Origin of the sequence: Actinosynnema pretiosum, assembly GCF_002354875.1 — a bacterium.
GTDB lineage: Bacteria > Actinomycetota > Actinomycetes > Mycobacteriales > Pseudonocardiaceae > Actinosynnema > Actinosynnema auranticum.
In genome coordinates this window covers 2,554,651-2,574,182 of record NZ_CP023445.1, presented here as the reverse complement: position 1 = coordinate 2,574,182, position 19,532 = coordinate 2,554,651, and the positions used below count along the sequence as shown (strand labels likewise).

Annotated in this window: 12 protein-coding genes; 3 read left to right on the top strand and 9 right to left on the bottom strand. The window is 74.3% G+C overall.

The genetic code is table 11. From position 1 onward, the window contains the following. Nucleotides 1-20 precede the first annotated feature (20 nt). From CNX65_RS11610 to CNX65_RS11600, 3 genes are all read right to left on the bottom strand, one after another. Entirely contained in the window at nucleotides 21-731 is a 711-nt protein-coding gene (locus CNX65_RS11610; protein ID WP_096492792.1) for an apurinic/apyrimidinic endonuclease family protein, read from the bottom strand. A gap of 146 nt (nucleotides 732-877) precedes the next feature. After that, nucleotides 878-4,294 (bottom strand): DNA topoisomerase (ATP-hydrolyzing), encoded by a 3,417-nt coding sequence (locus CNX65_RS11605; RefSeq protein WP_096492791.1) that lies wholly within the window; start codon nucleotides 4,292-4,294, stop codon nucleotides 878-880. A gap of 20 nt (nucleotides 4,295-4,314) precedes the next feature. Further along, entirely contained in the window at nucleotides 4,315-6,357 is a 2,043-nt protein-coding gene (locus tag CNX65_RS11600) for a DNA gyrase/topoisomerase IV subunit B (protein WP_096492790.1), read from the bottom strand. Nucleotides 6,358-6,697: 340 nt separating this feature from the next. Between CNX65_RS11600 and CNX65_RS11595 the strand changes: the two genes are divergently transcribed. Then, entirely contained in the window at nucleotides 6,698-8,926 is a 2,229-nt protein-coding gene (locus CNX65_RS11595; protein ID WP_232519792.1) for a hypothetical protein, read from the top strand. Between the two features lie 170 nt (nucleotides 8,927-9,096). Here CNX65_RS11595 and CNX65_RS11590 read toward each other — a convergent pair whose 3' ends face one another. Beyond that, a complete protein-coding gene (locus tag CNX65_RS11590) occupies nucleotides 9,097-9,981 on the bottom strand; it encodes a tetratricopeptide repeat protein (RefSeq protein WP_177154403.1) in 885 nt (294 codons plus the stop codon). Nucleotides 9,982-10,086: 105 nt separating this feature from the next. After that, entirely contained in the window at nucleotides 10,087-13,329 is a 3,243-nt protein-coding gene (icmF, locus tag CNX65_RS11585) for a fused isobutyryl-CoA mutase/GTPase IcmF (RefSeq protein WP_177154404.1), read from the bottom strand. A gap of 223 nt (nucleotides 13,330-13,552) precedes the next feature. Here icmF and CNX65_RS11580 point away from each other — a divergent pair, with 223 nt between their 5' ends. After that, entirely contained in the window at nucleotides 13,553-13,774 is a 222-nt protein-coding gene (locus tag CNX65_RS11580) for a hypothetical protein (RefSeq protein WP_015801105.1), read from the top strand. Between the two features lie 300 nt (nucleotides 13,775-14,074). On the opposite strand, the gene CNX65_RS11575 is transcribed toward CNX65_RS11580, so the two are convergent. The 4 genes from CNX65_RS11575 to CNX65_RS11560 form a co-directional block, all read right to left on the bottom strand. Continuing rightward, nucleotides 14,075-15,742, bottom strand: coding sequence for an AMP-binding protein (locus tag CNX65_RS11575; protein ID WP_096492787.1), 1,668 nt, complete (start codon nucleotides 15,740-15,742; stop codon nucleotides 14,075-14,077). A 58-nt stretch (nucleotides 15,743-15,800) separates the two neighbouring features. Next, on the bottom strand, nucleotides 15,801-16,925 hold the full coding sequence (locus tag CNX65_RS11570; protein ID WP_096492786.1) for a DUF58 domain-containing protein: 1,125 nt from the start codon (nucleotides 16,923-16,925) through the stop codon (nucleotides 15,801-15,803). Beyond that, nucleotides 16,922-17,893, bottom strand: coding sequence for an AAA family ATPase (locus tag CNX65_RS11565; RefSeq protein ID WP_096492785.1), 972 nt, complete (start codon nucleotides 17,891-17,893; stop codon nucleotides 16,922-16,924). The genes CNX65_RS11570 and CNX65_RS11565 overlap by 4 nt, the downstream gene beginning before the upstream one ends. Nucleotides 17,894-18,219: 326 nt before the next feature. After that, complete coding sequence (locus CNX65_RS11560; RefSeq protein WP_096492784.1) at nucleotides 18,220-18,720, bottom strand: MarR family winged helix-turn-helix transcriptional regulator; 501 nt, start codon at nucleotides 18,718-18,720, stop codon at nucleotides 18,220-18,222. 93 nt (nucleotides 18,721-18,813) lie between these two features. Between CNX65_RS11560 and CNX65_RS11555 the strand changes: the two genes are divergently transcribed. Further along, on the top strand, nucleotides 18,814-19,356 hold the full coding sequence (locus CNX65_RS11555; RefSeq protein WP_096492783.1) for a YceI family protein: 543 nt from the start codon (nucleotides 18,814-18,816) through the stop codon (nucleotides 19,354-19,356). The last annotated feature ends 176 nt before the right edge of the window (nucleotides 19,357-19,532 follow it).

The following is a 19,532-nucleotide window of genomic DNA, read 5'->3' as shown; positions in this document are numbered from 1 at the left end:
CGCCCGCGGCGGGCGGGTGATCAGGGACGCCGCCCCAGCAGGGCGAGCAGCGCCCGGCCGTCCCGCACGACGGCCGTCGCGTCGCCGGAGGCCGGTTCCAGCAGCGCCATCCGGGCGCCGCCGTCCCGCGCGAGCAGCTCCAGCGCCGCCGAGGCGCCCGGATCGCCTGCCCCGCAGGAGAGCACCGCCAGCGACGGCAGCAGCGCCGACACCTCCGCCAGCACCGCCCCCGACCCGCCCAGCGCCCGCCAGTGCGCCGCGAGCCCCGGCACGTCGGCCAGGAGCCGCAGCGCGGACTCCAGGGTGCCGAACAGGCTCGTCGCGCTGTGCTCGGCCACCACGACCAGGTCCCGCTCGGCCGCCAGCCGCACGCAGCGGCGCAGCTCGGCCACCACGAACGACCACGCCCCGACCGTCGCCTCCCACGGGGCCACGCCACCGGCCCGCACCAGCACGCCCGGCGCGCCGAGGGACTGCGCGCTGTCCAGCACGGCCGCGAACTCCTCCGGGTCGTCGCACCCGGCCCGGTACCCGGACCCGTACACCCCCACCACGAGCCCGGCCGCCTCGCTCAGCGCCGCCGCGCGCTCGGCCGCCACCAGGTCGCCCGCCGGGACGTGCACGTCGCCGCCCCACGCGAGAGCCCCCGCCCCCGCGCCCAGCGCCAGCTCCACGACCTCCGCGAGCGGTCTGTCCGGGAAGCCGACCGAAGCCAGTCCAGCGGTGATCATGCACGCCCCTCGTCCTCAACCCGGTTGACCACCGCCATCCTCACTGAACATGACTGTCGTTATCAAGCCGAACGACGTGACGAGGCCCCCGACCCCGGCGTCACACCGGGATCGGGGGCCTCGGAAGCCCTGCCGGGAGCGGCGCGCTAGGCGCGTTCCACCAGGTGCCCGATGACGTCCGGACCGGGGTGCGGCGCGCCCGAGCCGTCCCGGCGCGGGTCGACCTCCGGCAGCTCCACCGCCGCCCCCGACTCGGTCACCGCGGCGGGCCGGGCGCCGACCCACGCCAGCGCCAGCCCGGTCTCCCCCTTGAGGAACCGGTGCGCCCGGACACCGCCGGTCGCCCGCCCCTTGGCCGGGTACAGGTCGAACGGCGTCACCTTCACGCTCTGCCCGGTCGAGGTCACCACCACCGGCTCGCCGTGCTCGGCGTCGTCCGTGCGCACCGCGCCGAAGAACACCACCGACGCCTCCCCCGGCAGCGTGATGCCGGCCATGCCGCCGCCGCGCAGGCCCTGCGGGCGCACCAGCGACGCGGCGTACCGCAGCAGCGACGCCTCCGAGGACACGAACACCAGCGACTCCTGGCCGTCGGCCAGCCACTGCGCGCCCACGACCTCGTCACCGGCCTTGAGCCCGATCACCTCGAACTCGTCCGACCGCACCGGCCACTCGGGCGCGCACACCTTCACCACGCCCTGCCTGGTCCCGAGCGCGAGCCCCGGCGAGTCGGTCTCGCCCAGCGGGGCGATGCCGACCACCCGCTCCCCCGCGTCCAGGTCCACCAGCTCGCGCACCGGCACCCCGCCGCTGAGCGAGAGCGTGCCCTCGCCCTGCGGCAGCACCGGCAGCGGCAGCACGTCGGTCTTGAACGCGCGCCCCCTGCTGGTCACCAGCAGCACCTGCCCGCGCGCGGTGGTGTGCACGGTCGCCGCCACCGCGTCGTGCTTGGCCCGGCCGCTGCGCTTGCGCCCCTCCACGGCCTCCTCGGACTCGGCGGCGGTGCGCGCCACCAGGCCCGTCGCCGACAGCACGACCTGGCACGGGTCGTCCGCGACCTCCAGCGGACCGGAGGTGCGCGAGGCGGCCAGCACCTCCTTCAGGTCGCCGTCGAGCAGCGTGGTGCGGCGCTCGACGGAGAGGTCCTTGGCGACCTTGCCCAGCTCGTTCGACACGACCCGGCGCAGCACCTTGTCGTCGTCGAGGATCGTGGACAGCTCGGCGATCTCCTTGAGCAGCCGCTCCTGCTCGCCCTCCAGCTCGATCGAGTCGAACCGGGTGAGGCGGCGCAGCGGCGTGTCCAGGATGTAGGCGGCCTGGGTCTCGGACAGCTCGAAGGAGCTGACCAGGCCCTCCTTGGCGGCCTGCGCGTTCTCGCTGCGGCGGATCAGCTTGATCACCTTGTCGATGTCGATCAGGGCCTTGAGCAGGCCCTCGACCAGGTGCAGCCGGTCCTCGCGCTTGCGGCGGCGGAACCTGGTGCGCCGGGTGACCACCTCGTACCGGTGGGCCAGGAACACCTCCAGCAGCGCCTTGAGCCCGAGCGTGCGCGGCTCGCCGTCGACCAGCACCAGGTTGTTGATGCCGAACGACTGCTCCAGCGGGGTGAGCCGGTACAGGTCCGCCAGCAGCGCCTGCGGGTTGACGCCCACCTTGCACTCGATGACCAGGCGGATGCCGTTCTCCCGGTCGGTGAGGTCCTTGACGTCGGCGATGCCGGTGAGCCGCTTGGACTTGTTCACCTCGTCGGTGATCTTCTCGATGATCTTCTCCGGGCCGACGCCGTACGGCAGCTCGGTGACCGTGATCGCCTGCCTGCCCCGGCTGCCCTCCAGCGGCCCGGTGGTGACGGTGGCGCGCATCCGCACCACGCCGCGCCCCGTCTCGTACGCCTTGCGCACCTCGTCCAGGCCCAGCAGCATCCCGCCCGTGGGCAGGTCGGGGCCGGGCACGAACTCCATGAGCTTGTCGAGGTCGGCGTCCGGGTGCTTGACCAGGTGCCGCGCCGCCGCCACGACCTCGCCGAGGTTGTGCGGGATCATGTTCGTGGCCATGCCGACCGCGATGCCCGAGGTGCCGTTGACCAGCAGGTTCGGGAACGCGGCGGGCAGCACGGCCGGCTCGGTGAGCGAGCCGTCGTAGTTCGGGCGGAACTCGACGGTGTCCTCGTCCAGCTCGCCGACCAGCAGCATCGCCGCGCCGGACATGCGGGCCTCGGTGTAACGCGAGGCAGCCGGTCCATCATCTGGCGAACCGAAGTTGCCGTGGCCGTCGATGAGCGGGGTGTTCAGCGAGAAGTCCTGCGCCAGCCGCACCATCGCGTCGTAGATCGCGGTGTCGCCGTGCGGGTGGTACTTGCCCATGCAGTTGTGCACGACGAGGCCGTCCACGACGAACGCGTGCTCGTCGGCGTCGACCTGGATGTCGTAGGTGGTGTCCGGGGCGGCCGGCTCCACCGACACGACCTCCGGGACGGCGTGCTCGACCGCGCCGGTCAGCTCGCGCAGGTCCTGCTCGGCGGCCGAGCGGGCCCACGGCAGCAGGGCGGCGCCGAGGGTGGCGGCGGCCCCGCCGGACAGCCGGATCTCGCCGTCCGCCCTGGTCGCGGGCAGTCCGCAGTCGGCGAGCAGCGCGCCGACCTGCTCGGCGAGCAGCGCGGTGCGCACGCCGAGGACGACCTCGCCGTCGCGGACCGAGCCGGCGCCGTCGAAGACGCCCGCGAGGAACGCGGCCCACCGGTCGCGCTGGAGCAGCACGGCGGCGGGCGCGGCCCCGGAGGCGACGGCGGCGCGCACGCCGACGTGGCCGTCCAGGTCGAGCACGTGCACGTCGCGGCCCCCGGGACCGGCGGCGGGCAGCTTGTCCCTGGTCACGACCACGCCCGCGGCGATGGCCCAGCCGTGGACGGCGTCCGCCGGGCCCTCGTCGACCAGGCGCAGCCGCTGCCCGTCGACGCCCGCCGAGGCGAGCAGGCCCAGCACGTGGGCGTACTGGTCGCCGTCCCCGAGCAGCGCGGACGCGCGATCGGGGCCGAGGGCGACCGCGCGGCGGCCGACCAGGTCGCGCGCGGCGACCCACTCGACCTCGCTGCCCGCGTGGACCCGGAACCGCTGACCGGGCGTGACCAGCATGGTCCGGCCGTCCGAGAAGGCCACCCTGACCAGCTCGGACACCGGGTTCTCGTACACCTGCGCCACCCGCACGGGCGAACCCGCCGGGTCGAGCACGTGGTCGCCGACCACGATCTCCTCGATCGGCCGCACCCCGGAGGGGGTGGACACGAGCGCGCCCCGCACGAAGCAGTCACCGACCACGCGGGAGGACTTCACGTACGGCGAGGTCGGCCGGTGGTTCTGCTCGTTCATCGAGAACAGGATCCGGCGGTGCACCGGCTTGAGGCCGTCTCGCGCGTCCGGCAGGGCGCGGGAGTGGATGACCGAGTACGCGTACTCCAGGTACGAGTCCTCGATCTCGGTGGTGAGGGAGTTGTCGATCACCTTGGCGCCCGCGCTGTCGAAGGCGGACGGGTCGACCCTGGTGACGGGTCCCTTGCGGCGTGCCATGGCTGAGCGTTCTCCTGGCGTCAGACGTCGATGGCGGACTGGTCGACCCGCGCCGCGGACGCGACGAGCCAGGCCCGCCGGGGTTCCACCTTCTCGCCCATGAGCAGTTCGAGCGCGGCCTCGGCCGCCTCGACGTCGGCGAGGGTGATGCGGCGGACGGAGCGGGTGGCGGGGTTCATGGTGGTGTCCCACAGCTCCTCGGCGTCCATCTCGCCGAGGCCCTTGAACCGGGGGACGGGCTTGACCACGGTCTTGCCCGCCCGTTCCAACCGGGCGACCTTCTGCTCCATCTCGCGCTGGGTGAAGGTGAAGTGGGTCTCCGCGTTGCGCCCCTTGGTGACGACCTTGTGCAGCGGGGGCATCGCGGCGTACAGCCTGCCGTCCTCGATGACGGGTCGCATGTACTTGGCGAACAGGGTGATGAGCAGGGTGCGGATGTGCGAGCCGTCGACGTCGGCGTCGGCCATCAGGATGACGCGGCCGTAGCGCATGGTCGACAGGTCGAACGTGCGGCCGGTGCCCGCGCCCAGGACTTGCACGATCGAGGCGATCTCGGCGTTGCGCAGGGTGTCGGCGAGGCTGGCCTTCTGCACGTTGAGGATCTTGCCGCGCAGCGGGAGCAGGGCCTGGTACTCGGAGACTCGGGCCATGCGGGCCGAGCCGAGCGCGCTGTCGCCCTCCACGAGGAAGAGCTCGCTGCGCGCGACACCGGTGGTGCGGCAGTCGACGAGCTTGGGCGGCATCGCCGCGCCCTCCAGCGCGGTCTTGCGGCGGGCCGCGTCCTTCTGCTGCTTCTGGGTGAGCCGGACGCGGGCGGCGTCGACGACCTTCTGGAGGACGACCTTGGCCTCCGCCTTGGTGCGGCGGTCCTCGGTCCACGCCTTGATGTGCTTGTCCACCAGGGCGAGCACGACCCTGGTGACGCCCGCGGTGGACAGCTCGTCCTTGGTCTGCGAGGTGAACTGCGGCTCGGGCACGCGCACGTGCACGACCGCGGTCATGCCCTCCAGCACGTCGTCGAGGGTGGGCGGGTCCTCCTTCGGCTTGAGCAGGCCCCTGGTGCGGCCGATGGCCTCCTGCACGGACTTGAGCACGGCGCGCTCGAAGCCGCGCCGGTGCGTGCCGCCGTGCACGTTGCGGATGGTGTTGGTGAAGCACTCCACCGTGCGCTCGTAGCCGGTGCCCCAGCGCAGCGCGATCTCGACCTCGGCGTGCCGCTCGACCTTGGAGCGCATGACGCCGTTCTCGTCGGCGGCGTTCTCGTGGTAGACGCCCTCGCCGGTGATGGTGATCTTGCCGGTGACGGGCTTCTCCGAGGAGGGCGCGAGGAAGTCGACCATGTCCGCGAGACCGCCGGGGTAGTGGAAGACCTCCTCGGCGATCTTGCCGTCGACGGCCGAGCGCAGCACGTACGTGACGCCGGGCACGAGGAACGCGGTGTTGCGCAGCTTCGCGCGCACGGCCTCGTGGTCGAGCGCGGCGCCGTTCTCGAAGTAGCGCGAGTCGTGCCAGTAGCGGGTGGAGGTGCCGGTCTTGCGGGTGCGGCCGGTGACCCTGAGTCCGGACTGGCGGGTGAAGGCGGCCTTCGGGCCCGGCCCGTCGAAGACACCGGGGACGCCGTGGGCGAAGGACATCTCGTGGGTCTTGCCCTCGCGCCGCACGACCACGTCGTAGCGGTGCGAGAGGGCGTTGACGGCGGAGGCGCCGACGCCGTGCAGTCCGCCGGAGGTCTTGTAGCCGGAGCCGCCGAACTTGCCGCCGGCGTGCAGGCGGGTCAGGACGAGCTCCACTCCGGACAGACCGGACTTGGCGTGCACGCCGGTCGGGATCCCCCGGCCGTCGTCATCCACCTGGACGCTTCCGTCCGGGTGGAGGGTCACGGTGATGCGGGTCGCGTGCCCTGCGACTCCCTCGTCGGTCGAGTTGTCGATCACCTCGGAGAAGAGGTGGTTGACCCCTCGGCTGTCGGTGGAGCCGATGTACATGCCGGGGCGCTTGCGAACCGCTTCAAGACCTTCGAGGTGGGTGAGGTCGTCGGCCCCGTAAAGGATCTCTGCGGTCACCGGTCTCCCCTGGTCTGGGTGCGCTTCGGGCGGTTCACGGTAGTGGAGGGTAGCCGCGCCGTCGGACATTTCGTCGGGCGGTGGTCAAACACGCGTTCGAGCGTCAGTGCCGCGTGACGCTGCGTAGAACGTCCACAGTGGACAACTCACGGTGCGCGAACGGAGACGGCAAGGACACGATCGGGTGACGATGTGGATAGAGTGCGGGCGTGCTCGCGGACCTGTCTGGAGGTGATCGGGCGCTGTGATGTTCCGCCGTTCCTCGCAGAAGGACGAGCCGGTCGTCCCACCGCCCCCACCGGCCCCCCTGCCCCCCATGCCACCACCACCGCCGCCATCGGTGATCGGAGAACCGGTGACGCCGGACAACTCGTACGCCGACACGGTGTACACCGAACCGTCGGGCTCCGTGTACCCCGACCCCAACGCCACGACCGGGACCATCGGCGCGGCGCTGGGCAGCTCGACGCTCGGCAGCCCCGCGCTGGGCGGCTCCCCGACCGGGAGCGCCGCCCAGGGCGAGAGCCGCTCGGGGTCGCTGAGCCCCTCCTCGTCCGTCTACGCCTCGGAGCCCGCCTACCCACCGCAGGAGGAGCCCGAGCCGTTCACCACCTCGTTCGCCGGGGCCGCGCTCGTCGTCGGCCAGCCCTCCGGGGTGACCGCGTCGGCCACGAACCTGGCCAGGTCGCTGCCCGTGGAGCGCGGGCGCACCGTGGTCGTGGTGGACGTGCCGCCCGCCGAGGAGGCCGCGTTCTGGCCCGCCGTCGCCGTGGCCCTGCAGGGTCGCGGGCCGGTGCGGCTCGTGGTCTCGCACGCCGGGTCGATGCGCCCGACCGCGCCCGCCCAGTGGCTCGCCGATCAGCTCCAGGCCGAGGTCGTGGCCCCGGACGGCGCGCTGGCGATCGTGCCGGGCGTGGTGTTCGTGACCGGGACGGGCGGCGGCTACGGCGCCTGGCTGCGGTTCCTCCCCGGCGCGTCGCCGACGCCGATGGGCCGCCGGTTCCCGGTGCCCCAGTGGGAGGCGGTCGACCCGAACTCGCCGTGGCCGACCGGCGAGGTCGGCATCAGCGAGCCGATCCCGTCCGGGTTGTGGCTGCGCGCCCAGCGGGTGGCGTTCGACCCGAACTCGCCGGAGGCGCGGGCGGTGCTGTCGCTGCCGTGCCGGGACAACGTGCTCACCGTCGTGGTCGGCGGCCCCGGCCAGCCGCCCATCCCGGTCGAGGAGGTGTGCAGGCTGATCGGCGGGTTGCCGACGGCGGCGCGCACCCGCGTGCGGCTGGTGTGGTTCGGCGGGGAGCACGCCGCCCAGTCGGTGGCCGACCAGCTGGGTGAGCCGGTCGCGCTGTACACCGGGCTGCCGGTGGGGATGCTGCGCATGGGCGCGTCGGTGGTCGCGGTGAACCCGCAGGGCCAGCCGACCTGGCGGCCGTACGTCACCGAGGTCGCGTACCGGCCGGGCTCCGGCCCGCTGGTCGCCGCGTACCGGCCGCCGGTGCACGGGCTGGTGGAGCGCGCGCCCGGCGTGTTCGACCTGGGCGGCGGCGTGGTGCTGGAGGTCGTGCCGTCCGGGCTGTGGGTGCACGACGCGGAGGACGGCACCACCACGGAGGTGCGGGCGCTGCCGGTGGACCCGGAGTGGGCGCGGCTGACCGTGGGCACGCCGGGCCGCACGACGGCGGGCGCGGTCGCGGTGGCGGGCGCGTCGCTGGTGGAGCGGTTGGAGCCGGAGGTGCGCAGGCTGCTGAAGGTGGTGTTCTGCGACCCGACGCCGATGCCGCGCCCGCCGGTCGCCGAGGAGCCGCCGGAGCCGTCCGTGCCGGAGGTGCCGGTGCCGCTGAGCGTGGACGGGCCGCTGCCCGCGCCGGTGAGCCCGACGTGGGAGGAGCAGTCCGGCGAGGAGACCGTGCCGCCGGAGCACCGCAGCACCGAGATGGAGCGGGACGCGCTGCGGCGGATGATGGGCGAGCGGTACGGCGAGCACGCGGCCGTGGCGTGCAGGCACCTGGCCGAGCGGCCGTCGGACCCGGAGGCGTTCGAGGCCGTGGTCACGGACCTGGCGGCGGTGTCGGCGTTCCTGACGCAGGACCACGAGCTGCTGACGGAGGCGTTCCGCACCGGCAGGCTCGGCCGGTTGTGGCCGCACGCGGCGGGCGTGGTGTCGGGCCTGCGGCGGCTGCCGGTGCACCAGGGCGTGACGGTGGGCTGGGGCGAGGCCAGGCGGCTGCGCACCGGGGACCTGCTGTCGGACGCGGCGGTGCTGAGCACGGTCGCCGGGCCGTCGATGCCGGTGGACGGGCGCGTGGAGTTCGTGGTGTGGTCCACGACCGGGCGCCGGGTGACGGTGGTGGACTCGTTCGGGAGCGTGCTGCAGGAGCGGGTGCTGTTCGCGCCGGGCACGGTGTTCAAGGTGCTGGCGGTGGTGGAGCAGGAGGAGACGACGCCGATGCAGGTGATGCTGCAGGAGGTCGTCGGCCGCAGCCAGGACCTGCCGCCGGGGGTGCTCGGGACGCTGGAGCGGGCCGCGATGGCGCTGCGCGCGCAGGCCCGCGAGCGGGCGGGGGCCCGGTAGGGCCGTCGGGCGGACGGACCGTTCGCGGAGGGGGCGCTCGCCGGGTGGCGGGCGCCCCCTCGCCGCTGGTCGGGGGCGGTGGCGGGGCGGGCCCGCCCGGTCCGCCGCCAGGGCGTCCCGGTGCGTCATCAGGCCCGCCCGGCCCGTCACCAGGCTTTCCCGGCCCACCATCAGGTCTTCCTGCGCGCCGCCAGCGCCGCGACCCGCGCTTCCTCGTGGCGGCCGAGGCGCAGCAGCGCCAGTGCGCGGTTGCGCAGCATGTTCGGCTCCCCCGGCCCGTCGCCGATCGCCGCGTCCAGGGCGTCGAGCGCCTCCTCCGGCCGGTCCAGGACCAGCAGGCACGCGCCGCGCGCGCCCGCCAGGTGCGTGCCGGTGGCGTCGTCGCCCTCGACGTCGCCGGGGCCGGCCAGGAGCCGGGCCGCCTCGTCGCACAGCCGCAGCGCGCGCTCCGCCTCGCCCAGCTCCAGCACCGCCACGGCGCGGTTGACGTGCGCGGCCAGGAAGCGGGGGCAGCGGCGGACCGCCTCGTCGTAGGCCGCCACCGCCTCGGGCAGGTGACCGCGCAGGGTGAGCGCTGTCGCCCGGTCGTACCACGCGGGCGGGTGATCGGGTTCCAGGGCGAGCACGTGGTCGCAGTCCGCCAGGGCGGCGTCCGGGTCGCCCCGGTCGACCAGCAGCGCGGCCCGCCGCGACCGGGCCTCCACGTAGTGCGGGCGGGCCCGGATCGCGTGGTCGAACCTGGTCAGGGCCTCGGCCGACCGGCCTTCGGCGGCCAGCGCGGCGCCCTGCGCGCACAGCCGGACCGCGCCCGGCGGGCGGTGAACCGGCAGCCGTCCCCACCGGGTGACCCCGATCAGGGGGCCGCCGCACGGCAGGCAGCGGGTCCGCCGGGCCGAGCAGGACGCGCACAGCACCCGCCCGCAGTCCCGGCACGCCCTCGGCCCGCGCCCGGCCGACCGCCCCGACCACGCCGCCGAGGCCGGAACCACCCCGCCACAACCCCACCCCGCGCACCCGTGCTCCACCAGGCCATCCCCCAGGCCCGGCACGGACACCGGGCTTCCACCCCGCGTGACAGCGATCAGCACTACCAGTGTCACCCGATCGTGGCACGCCGGCGCCGTCCCCGCGCGCGTTCGGCCGGACTGCCCCGGACCGGCTCACACGTTGCGCCGGTACTGCCCCCCGACCTCGAAGAACGCCTCCGTGACCTGCCCGAGCGTGCACACCCGCGCCGCGTCCACCAGCACCTCGAACACGTTCTCCCCCGACGCCGCCGCCGCCTTGAGCCGCCGCAGCGCCTCCCCCGCCGCGTCCGCGTTGCGGGCCGCGAAGTCGCGGGTGCGCTCGACCTGCGAGCGCTTCTCCTCCTCCGTCGCCCGAGCCAGCTCGATCACCACCGGCTCGCGCCCGCCGTCCTCGGGCAGGAACGTGTTCACCCCGACGAGCGGCAGCGTCCCGTCGTGCTTGCGCTGCTCGTACAGCATCGACTCGTCCTGGATGCGCCCGCGCTGGTACCCGGTCTCCATCGCCCCGAGCACCCCGCCGCGCTCGGAGATCCGGTCGAACTCGGCGAGCACCGCCTCCTCCACCAGGTCCGTCAGCTCGTCGATGACGAACGAGCCCTGCAGCGGGTTCTCGTTCGCCGACAGCCCCCACTCCCGGTTGATGATCAGCTGGATGGCCATGGCGCGCCGCACCGACGACTCGGTCGGCGTGGTCACCGCCTCGTCGTAGGCGTTGGTGTGCAACGAGTTGCAGTTGTCGTACAGCGCGCACAGCGCCTGCAGCGTGGTGCGGATGTCGTTGAAGTCCATCTCCTGCGCGTGCAGCGACCGCCCGGAGGTCTGCACGTGGTACTTGAACTTCTGCGACCGCTCCCCCGCCCCGTACTTGTCCCGCATGGTCACGGCCCAGATCCGCCGCGCCACCCGCCCGATGACGCTGTACTCGGCGTCCATGCCGTTCGAGAAGAAGAACGACAGGTTCGGCGCGAAGTCGTCGATCGCCATGCCGCGCGCCAGGTACGACTCGACGTAGGTGAACCCGTTGGCCAGGGTGAACGCGAGCTGGCTGATGGGGTTCGCCCCGGCCTCGGCGATGTGGTAGCCGGAGATCGACACCGAGTAGAAGTTCCGCACCCCGCGCCGGATGAACCACTCCTGCACGTCGGCCATCATCCGCAGGCTGAACTCGGTGGAGAAGATGCAGGTGTTCTGCCCCTGGTCCTCCTTGAGGATGTCCGCCTGCACGGTGCCGCGCACGTTCGCCAGCGCCCACGCGGTCAGCTCCTCCCGCTCGCCCTCGTCGGGCTCGCGGTCGTGCTCGGCGCGGAACGCGTCCACCCGCTGGTCGACCACCGTGTTCAGGAAGAACGCCAGGATCGTCGGCGCGGGCCCGTTGATGGTCATGGACACCGACGTGGTGGGCGCGGTCAGGTCGAACCCGGCGTACAGGGCCCGCATGTCCTCCAGGGTCGCGATGGACACCCCGGACGTGCCGACCTTGCCGTAGACGTCCGGCGGGGTGTCGGGGTCGCGCCCGTAGAGGGTGACCGAGTCGAACGCGGTGGACAGCCGGGTCGCGGCCGAGCCCTGCGAGAGGTACTTGAACCGCCGGTTGGTGCGGAACGCGTCGCCCTCGCCCGCGAACATGCGCGCCGGGTCCTCGCCCTCGCGCTTGAACGGGAACACCCCGGCGGTGAACGGGAAGCGGCCGGGCAGGTTCTCGGCGCGCAGGAACCGCAGCAGCGCGCCGGGCTCGTCGTGCCGGGGCAGCGCGACGCGGCGCACCCGGTTGCCGGACAGCGTGGTGCGGGTCAGGGCGGTGCGCAGCTCGCGGTCGCGGACCTTCACGACCAGCTCGTCGCCGGAGTAGTCCGCCACCACGGACGGCCAGGTCTCCAGCAGCTCGGCGGCGGCCCCGTCGACGCGGCGGCGCGCGCCCGCGAGCAGCTCGTCCAGCGCGTCGGCGTCGTGACCGGCGGCGACCAGCTCGGCGCGGGCGGCCTCCAGGTGCGCGACCCGGCGCACCGCGTCGACCTGGGTCTCGGTGGCCCGGCGGTAGCCGCGCACGGTCTCGGCGATCTCGGCCAGGTAGCGGGACCGGGAGGCGGGCACGACGGTGGCCGCCGCCGTGGACACCCGGCCGCTCACCGGCGGCAGCGCGCCCTCGTCCACCTGGAGCCCGTGCTCGGCCAGCCCGTCGCGCAGGTGCTGGTAGAGGGCGGTGACGCCGTCGTCGTTGAACGTGGCGGCGCTGGTGCCGTAGACCGGCATGTCCTCCCAGGACGCCCCGAACGCCTCGCGGTTGCGCACGAGCTGGCGGGCCACGTCCCGGCGCGCGTCGTCGGCGCCGCGCCGCTCGAACTTGTTGATCGCCACGGCGTCGGCGTAGTCCAGCATGTCGATCTTCTCCAGCTGGGAGGCCGCACCGAACTCCGGGGTCATCACGTACAGGGACCGGTCGACGAACGGCACGATCGCCGCGTCGCCCTGCCCGATGCCCGGCGTCTCGACCACGACCAGGTCGAACCCGGCGGCCTTGCAGGCGAGGATCGCGTCGGCCAGCCCGTCCGGCACCTCGGAGCCCGCGCGCCGGGTGGCCAGGGACCGGAAGAAGACCCGGTCGCCCTCCAGGCAGTTCATCCGGATGCGGTCGCCCAGCAGCGCGCCGCCACCGCGGCGGCGGGTGGGGTCGACGGCGAGGACGGCGATGCGGAGCTTGTCCTGCTGGTCGAGGCGGAAGCGGCGGACCAGCTCGTCGGTGAGCGAGGACTTGCCGGAGCCGCCGGTGCCGGTGATGCCCAGCACGGGCACCCGGCGGGCGGACGCGGCGGCCTCCAGCTCGGCGCGCAGGTCGCCGGGCAGGCGGCCCGCCTCGGCCAGGGTGATGGTCGCGGCGAGCGCGTCGGGGCTGCCGGTGCGCAGGGCGGACCGGTCGACGCGGGCCGGGTCGGCGAGGTCGTGGTCGCACTCGCGCACCATCAGGTTGATCATCCGGGCCAGTCCGAGCTCCTGGCCGTCGGCGGGCGAGAAGATCCGGGTCACGCCGCGCCCGTGCAGCAGCTCGATCTCCTCGGGCACGATCACGCCGCCACCGCCGCCGAACACCTTGACGTGGCCCGCGCCGCGCTCGCGCAGCAGGTCCACGAGGTAGGTGAAGTACTCGACGTGCCCGCCCTGGTAGGCGCTGATGGCCACGCCCTGGACGTCCTCCTGGACCGCGGCGTCGACCACCTCGCGGACCGAGCGGTTGTGGCCCAGGTGGACCACCTCCGCGCCCTGCGACTGGAGGATGCGGCGCATGATGTTGATGGCGGCGTCGTGGCCGTCGAACAGGCTCGCCGCGGTCACGAAGCGGACCGGGTTGCGGGGCACGTGCGGCTGGGGAGCGGCGGTCACGGTCAGTCCTCCGACTTCGCTGTCGCTTGACCTGCGCGGTGGCCCGTGGCCGCCGGGATCGCCGGTCGGCGGGGCCTGCCCCCGACGATACTAGGAAGTCCGTCTATCGGAAGTCAGAAGATTTCTGGTCACGGCCACCAGCGGGGGAATCGGGGGAGCGACCCTGCGCGCTTTTGCCTGCGGCTAGCGTGTAACTTGCGACCAAAAGGGGTAAGGACCATCGATGACCAACACACCGATCTACGACGAGTTGGCAGCCATCCACCTCGGCGACGGCACGACCGGTGAAGCGCCCAAGCCCGCGCCCGTTCCGGGCATCACCTCCGGGCTCACGCCCGGCCTCGGCACGCCCGGCGCCGGGCTCCCGGTCGAGACGGCCGAGCCGCAGTCGCGCGCCTCGACGTCCGGGGGCGGGCGCAGGCGCAAGCCGGACCCCCAGGAGTGAGCGTAGGGCCGGACCCGCGAACGCGCGTGGCGTGAACCCCGAACGGGTCCAGCGCACGGCGTCCGCAGCGCCGCAGCAGGCGTCACCAGCAGCACCCGGCAGACCACCGACCGGCCACCGCCCAGGGCCCCTGCCGCTCCGCGCCCGGACCGTCACCGCGGACGGTCCGCCGGGAGCACCCGGCTCGCGGTCCGGTCCGCGGCAGTAGCCCTGCCCGCCCCCGTGCCGTGGGGCGGATGGGGTTCAGGGCCCCGCCCCCGCGCTCCTTGCACGCGGGGGTCGGCCCTCGACGACCACCGGTCACCCGCGCAGCTGCGGGAAGTCCTCCTCGCGGTGCTCGCCGTCGGGGCGCCCGCCGTCCTCCTGCTCGCGCAGCTCGACCCGGCGGATCTTCCCGGAGATCGTCTTGGGCAGCGGCCCGAACTCCAGCCGCCGCACCCGCTTGTACGGGGCCAGCCGCTCCCGCGCGTGCCGCAGCACCGCCAGCGCCGTCTCCGCCGTCGGCTCCCAGCCGGGCGCGAGCACCACGTGCGCCTTCGGCACCGCCAGCCGCACCGGGTCCGGCGAGGGCACGACCGCCGCCTCCGCCACCGCGTCGTGCTCCAGCAGCACGCTCTCCAGCTCGAACGGCGAGATCCGGTAGTCCGAGGCCTTGAACAGGTCGTCCGTGCGCCCCACGTACGTCAGGTACCCGTCCTCGTCCACCGACGCGACGTCCCCGGTGTGGTAGTAGCCGCCGCGCATCACCTCGGCGGTGCGCTCCGGGTCGCCGTGGTAGCCGACCATCAGCCCGAGCGGCCTGCGGGACAGGTCCAGGCAGATCTCGCCCTCGGTCCCCGGCTTCCCGGTGATCGGGTCGACCAGCACCACCTCGTAACCGGGCACCGGCCGCCCCATCGAGCCGGGCTTGACCGGCTGACCGGGGGTGTTGGCGATCTGCACGGTCGTCTCGGTCTGCCCGAACCCGTCCCGCACGGTCACCCCCCACGCCTGCGCGACCCGCTCGATCACCTCGGGGTTGAGCGGCTCGCCCGCGCCGACGACCTTCGCGGGCGGCACGCGCAGCGCGGTCAGGTCGGCCTGGATGAGCATCCGCCACACCGTCGGCGGCGCGCAGAAGCTGGTCACCCCGCAGCGGTCCATCTCCGCCATGAGCCTGGCCGCGTCGAACCGGCGGTAGTTGTGCACGAACACCGTCGCCTCGGCGTTCCACGGGGCGAAGACGTTGCTCCAGGCGTGCTTGGCCCAGCCGGGCGAGGAGATGTTCAGGTGCACGTCGCCGGGGCGCAGGCCCTGCCAGTACATGGTGGACAGGTGCCCGACCGGGTAGGAGGCGTGGGTGTGCTCGACCAGCTTGGGCGCGGCGGTGGTGCCGGAGGTGAAGTAGAGCAGCAGGGTGTCGTCGGCGCGGGTGGGCGCGTCCGGGGTGAACGCGGCGTCGGCGCGCTCGCTGTCGGCGAAGTCGAGCCAGCCGTCGACGGGGGCGCCGACCGCGATCCGGGTGTAGTCGCCGGGGACCTCGGCGAACTTGGGCGCGTCCTCGGCGGTGACGACCACGTGCCGCGCGCCGCCGCGCTCGACGCGGTCGCGCAGGTCCTCCGGGCCGAGGAGGGTGGTGGCGGGGATGACGACCGCGCCGAGCTTCATCGCGCCGAGCAGGGTCTCCCACAGCTGCACCTGGTTGCCGAGCATGAGCACGACCCGGTCGCCGCGCGCGACGCCGTTGTCGCGCAGCCAGTTCGCGACCTGCGCGGAGCGGCGGGACAGCTCGGCGAACGACCAGCGGCCCTCGGAGCCGTCCTCCTCCACGATCCACAGGGCGGTGCGGTCGTTGTCGCGGGCGATCTCGTCGAACCAGTCCAGGGCCCAGTTGAACTCGGCGAGGTCGGGCCAGGCGAAGCCCGCGCGGGCGGCGTCGTGGTCGTCGGCGTGCTGGAGGAGGAAGTCGCGGGCTTGGCGGAAGTCCATGCCGGAATGCTTCCCCCAGCGGGCCGGAATGGCCAGTGCCGACGGGGAGGAGCACAGGTCACCGGGCGACCGCCGCGTTCCAGGCGTCCACCAGCCCCTCGGCGGAGGGGGCGCGCAGCACCAGGACGGTGCCGCGCGCGGCGACCTCCGGTTCGGCCGCCGCGTCCAGCACCAGGACCACGCCCACCGAGGCCCGCGCGGCCTCCAGCACGAGCGCCGCCAGGTCCGCGCCCGGTCCGCTCACCGCGGCGACCACGTCCAGGTCCCGCTCGGGGACGGTCGCGGCGGCGCGCTCCCCCGGCGCGAGCGCCACGTCGGCCAGCCCGGTGCGCGCGAGGTCGGCGTCGTGCGCGGCCAGCTCCACGTCCAGCGCTCCCCCCGCGGACAGCAGGTGCGCCGGGTGCCCGTCGTCGACCGCCGCGACCAGCAGCGACGCCGCGACCTCCACGGCGTCCTCGAACCCGGCGGGGTCGGGGTGGGAGGCGGCGCGGTCGTCCAGCAGCACCGCCAGGCGCGGGCGCGTCGGCGCGGCGCCCTCCCGGACGACGAGCCCGCCCGCCCGCGCGGACGCGGCCCAGTGCAGCCCGCGCAGCGGGTCGCCGGGCCGGTGCGGGCGCAGCACCGGGTCGGCGTCCGACTCGACCAGCTCGTCCGCGCCGACCCGGCCGCGCCGGACCCGGCCGGGCATCCCGCGCACCGGCAGCACCCTGGGCGCCACCCGCACCTGGTCGAGGTCGGCCAGCTCGGTCCGGCTCACGACCAGCCCGACCGGTCCGCGCCTGGTCAGCACGAGCGGGCCGAGGGTGAGCACGCCGCGCCGGTCGGTGGGCACCGGGTACTCGGCGGTGGTCGTCCCGCCGGGGCGCAGCACCGGGAACCGGACCGGCACGTCCCGCCCGTCGAGGCGCTCGGTGGCGGCGAAGCGCGCGGTCAGCCGCCCGCCGGGGGCGGTCAGCTCGATCGTGCGGGTGCACGGGTCGAGCCTGCGCACGGTCGACGGCCGCACGGTGCGGCGCGGGCGGGCCGGGACCTGGCGCGCGGCGAGCAGGAGGACCGCGCAGGTCAGGGCGGTGGGGACGAGGCCGAGCGCGGCGAGCGCGGGGTGCAGGGCGCCCGCCGCGAGCAGGGCCGCGCCGACCGCGAGCGCGAGCGCGCCACGGCCGGTGAGGCGGACGCGGGTCACCGGGCGCCCAGGGCCGCGGCGGCCTCGGCGAGCACCCCGGTCGTGGTGGCGCCCGCGAGCTGGGCCTGCCTGGTGAGCTGGAGGCGGTGCGCGAGGACCGGGTCGAGCAGCTCCCGCACGTCGCCCGGCTCGACGGTGTGGCGGCCCCGCGTGGCGGCCAGGACCTGGGCGCAGCGCACCAGCGACCGCAGTGCCCTGGTGCTGACGCCCAGGCGCAGGCGCGGGTCGGCGCGGGTGGCGGCGGCGAGGTCGGTGAGGTGGCGCAGGACCGGCTCGGGGACGTGCACGGCGGCGAGCCTGCGGCCGTGGTCGGCGACGACCTGCGGCGAGGTGACGGTGGGCACCGCCGAGACGCGGCCCGCGCCGCTGCCGGGGCGCAGCACGTCCAGCTCGTGCGGGGCGTCGGGGTAGCCGAGGGCGGTGCGCAGGGCGAACCGGTCGAGCTGGGCCTCGGGCAGCCGGTAGGTGCCGTCCAGGTCGACGGGGTTCTGGGTGGCGAGGACCAGGAACGGGGCCGGCACGGCGTGCGTGGCGCCGTCGGCGGTGACGGTGCCCTCGGCCATGACCTCCAGCAGCGCGGACTGGGTCCTGGCGGAGGCCCGGTTGAGCTCGTCGGCGAGCAGGACGTTCGCGAAGACGGGGCCGGGGCGGAAGCGGACCTGGCCGGTCTGCGGGTCGTACACCGGGGCGCCGGTGAGGTCGGAGGGCAGCAGGTCGGGGGTGAGCTGGACGCGCCGGGACACCCCGCCGAGGGCGGCGGCGACGGCGCGGGCGAGCGTGGTCTTGCCGGTTCCGGGCACGTCCTCCAGGAGCACGTGGCCGCCCGCGAACAGGGACACGAGCACGAGGTCGACGACGTCGCGCTTGCCGAGCAGGGCGGTGGCGACGGCGTCGCCGAGCCGGGTGTGCAGCTCGCGGAACGCCGCGATCTCGTCGGCGCCGATCGCGGGGGTGGCAGTACTGGTCACCGGACTCCTCGTTCGACCGGGGGCCGCGCCGGGGGCGGTCACGGCCGGGCAGGGGGACCTGGCCGGATCGACCGGCAGCACCGCCGCGCCCCCGAGGGGCGTCCGGCCCGGAGGCGCCCATCCTGTCCCGCGCCCACCCGGTTGCGCCACCCCTTCGGGGGAACGTAGTGACCTCGGCGGCCCCGGTCCGGTCCCGGCGCGCGGTTGCGCCCGCCCAGCGCCGTCGCGGCGCGCCGAACGCCGGTCCGGGCGGAAGATCCACTGCCCGGCCGGTCGCGGACCCGCAGCGGGCCGCTGAGCGCCGGTCGCCCCCCCCCCGGCCGCCGTCAGCAGTCGCCCTCGGCCTCGCGCTCGGCCCGGACCTGGGCGCACTCGCTGCCCAGACCACCGCTGATGGCCCGCCCGATGCGGTCGAGGTCGTCGAGCTGCTCGGGCGTGAGCACGTCGAACAGGTGCGAGCGCACGGCGCCGACGTGGCCGGGGGCGGCCTCGGCGAGCGCGGCGAACCCGGCGTCGGTCAGCTCGGCGATGGACCCGCGCCGGTCGGAGGGGCAGGCCCGCCTGGCCACCCAGCCCTGCTTCTCCAGCTTGGCCACCGCGTGGGAGAGCCTGCTCCGGGACGAGTGGCAGAGATCGGCCAGTTCGCTCATCCTCAGAGCGCGGCCCTCGGACTCGGACAGGGCCACGAGGATCTCGTAGTAGGCCATGGGCATTCCGGAGTCGCGCTGGAGCTGGCGGTCCAGGTGCTCGGTGAACCTGGTCACGGCGGTCATGAAGGAACGCCACACGCGCTGCTCGTCCGCGCTCAACCACCGCACATCGCTCATCCCACCATCATACGTCGTTGGTTGAACTCTCAATCAGGTTGCGGTAGCTTGAAGTTGAGAGTTCAACCAGCACTACCGAGGAGGACAACCCGCATGACCTCGACGCAGATCCCCGGCTACCTGACCGGCTCCTGGGCGATCGACCCCGTGCACTCGGACGTCTCGTTCACGGTCCGCCACCTGGGCATCTCCAAGGTCCGCGGCCACTTCGGCGCCTTCGAGGGCTCGGTCGTCACCGCCGAGAACCCCCTGGAGTCCACGGTCACCGCGACCATCGACGCCACCACCGTCGACACCCGCAACGCCGACCGCGACGGCCACCTCCAGTCCCCGGACTTCCTGGACACCGCGAACCACCCGAAGATCACCTTCACCTCGACCGCGCTGCGCGCCGAGGGCGAGGAGTACTTCATCGACGGCGAGCTGACCCTGCGCGGCGTCACCAAGCCGGTCACCCTGGAGGTCGAGGTGAACGGCTTCGGCGACGGCATGTCCGAGGGCTCCAAGGTCGCGGGCTTCACCGCCACCACCTCGATCAGCCGCAAGGACTTCGGCGTGACCGGCGGCGCGGCGGGCGCGGTCGTCAGCGACAAGATCGAGATCAAGCTGGAGATCGAGCTGGCCAAGCAGGCCTGAGCTCACGCTCCGGCGCGGTAGCGCGGCCATTCGGCCGCCGATCCCCATCTAGGGGGACCACCTTCGGGTGGTCCCCCTAGATGTGTTTCTGGCCCCCATCGACCAGGTCGCCATTCCGCTCATGGACCAACTCGGGGTACTTTTCCCGGACCTAATCCACCCGTCCAGGTGAACCA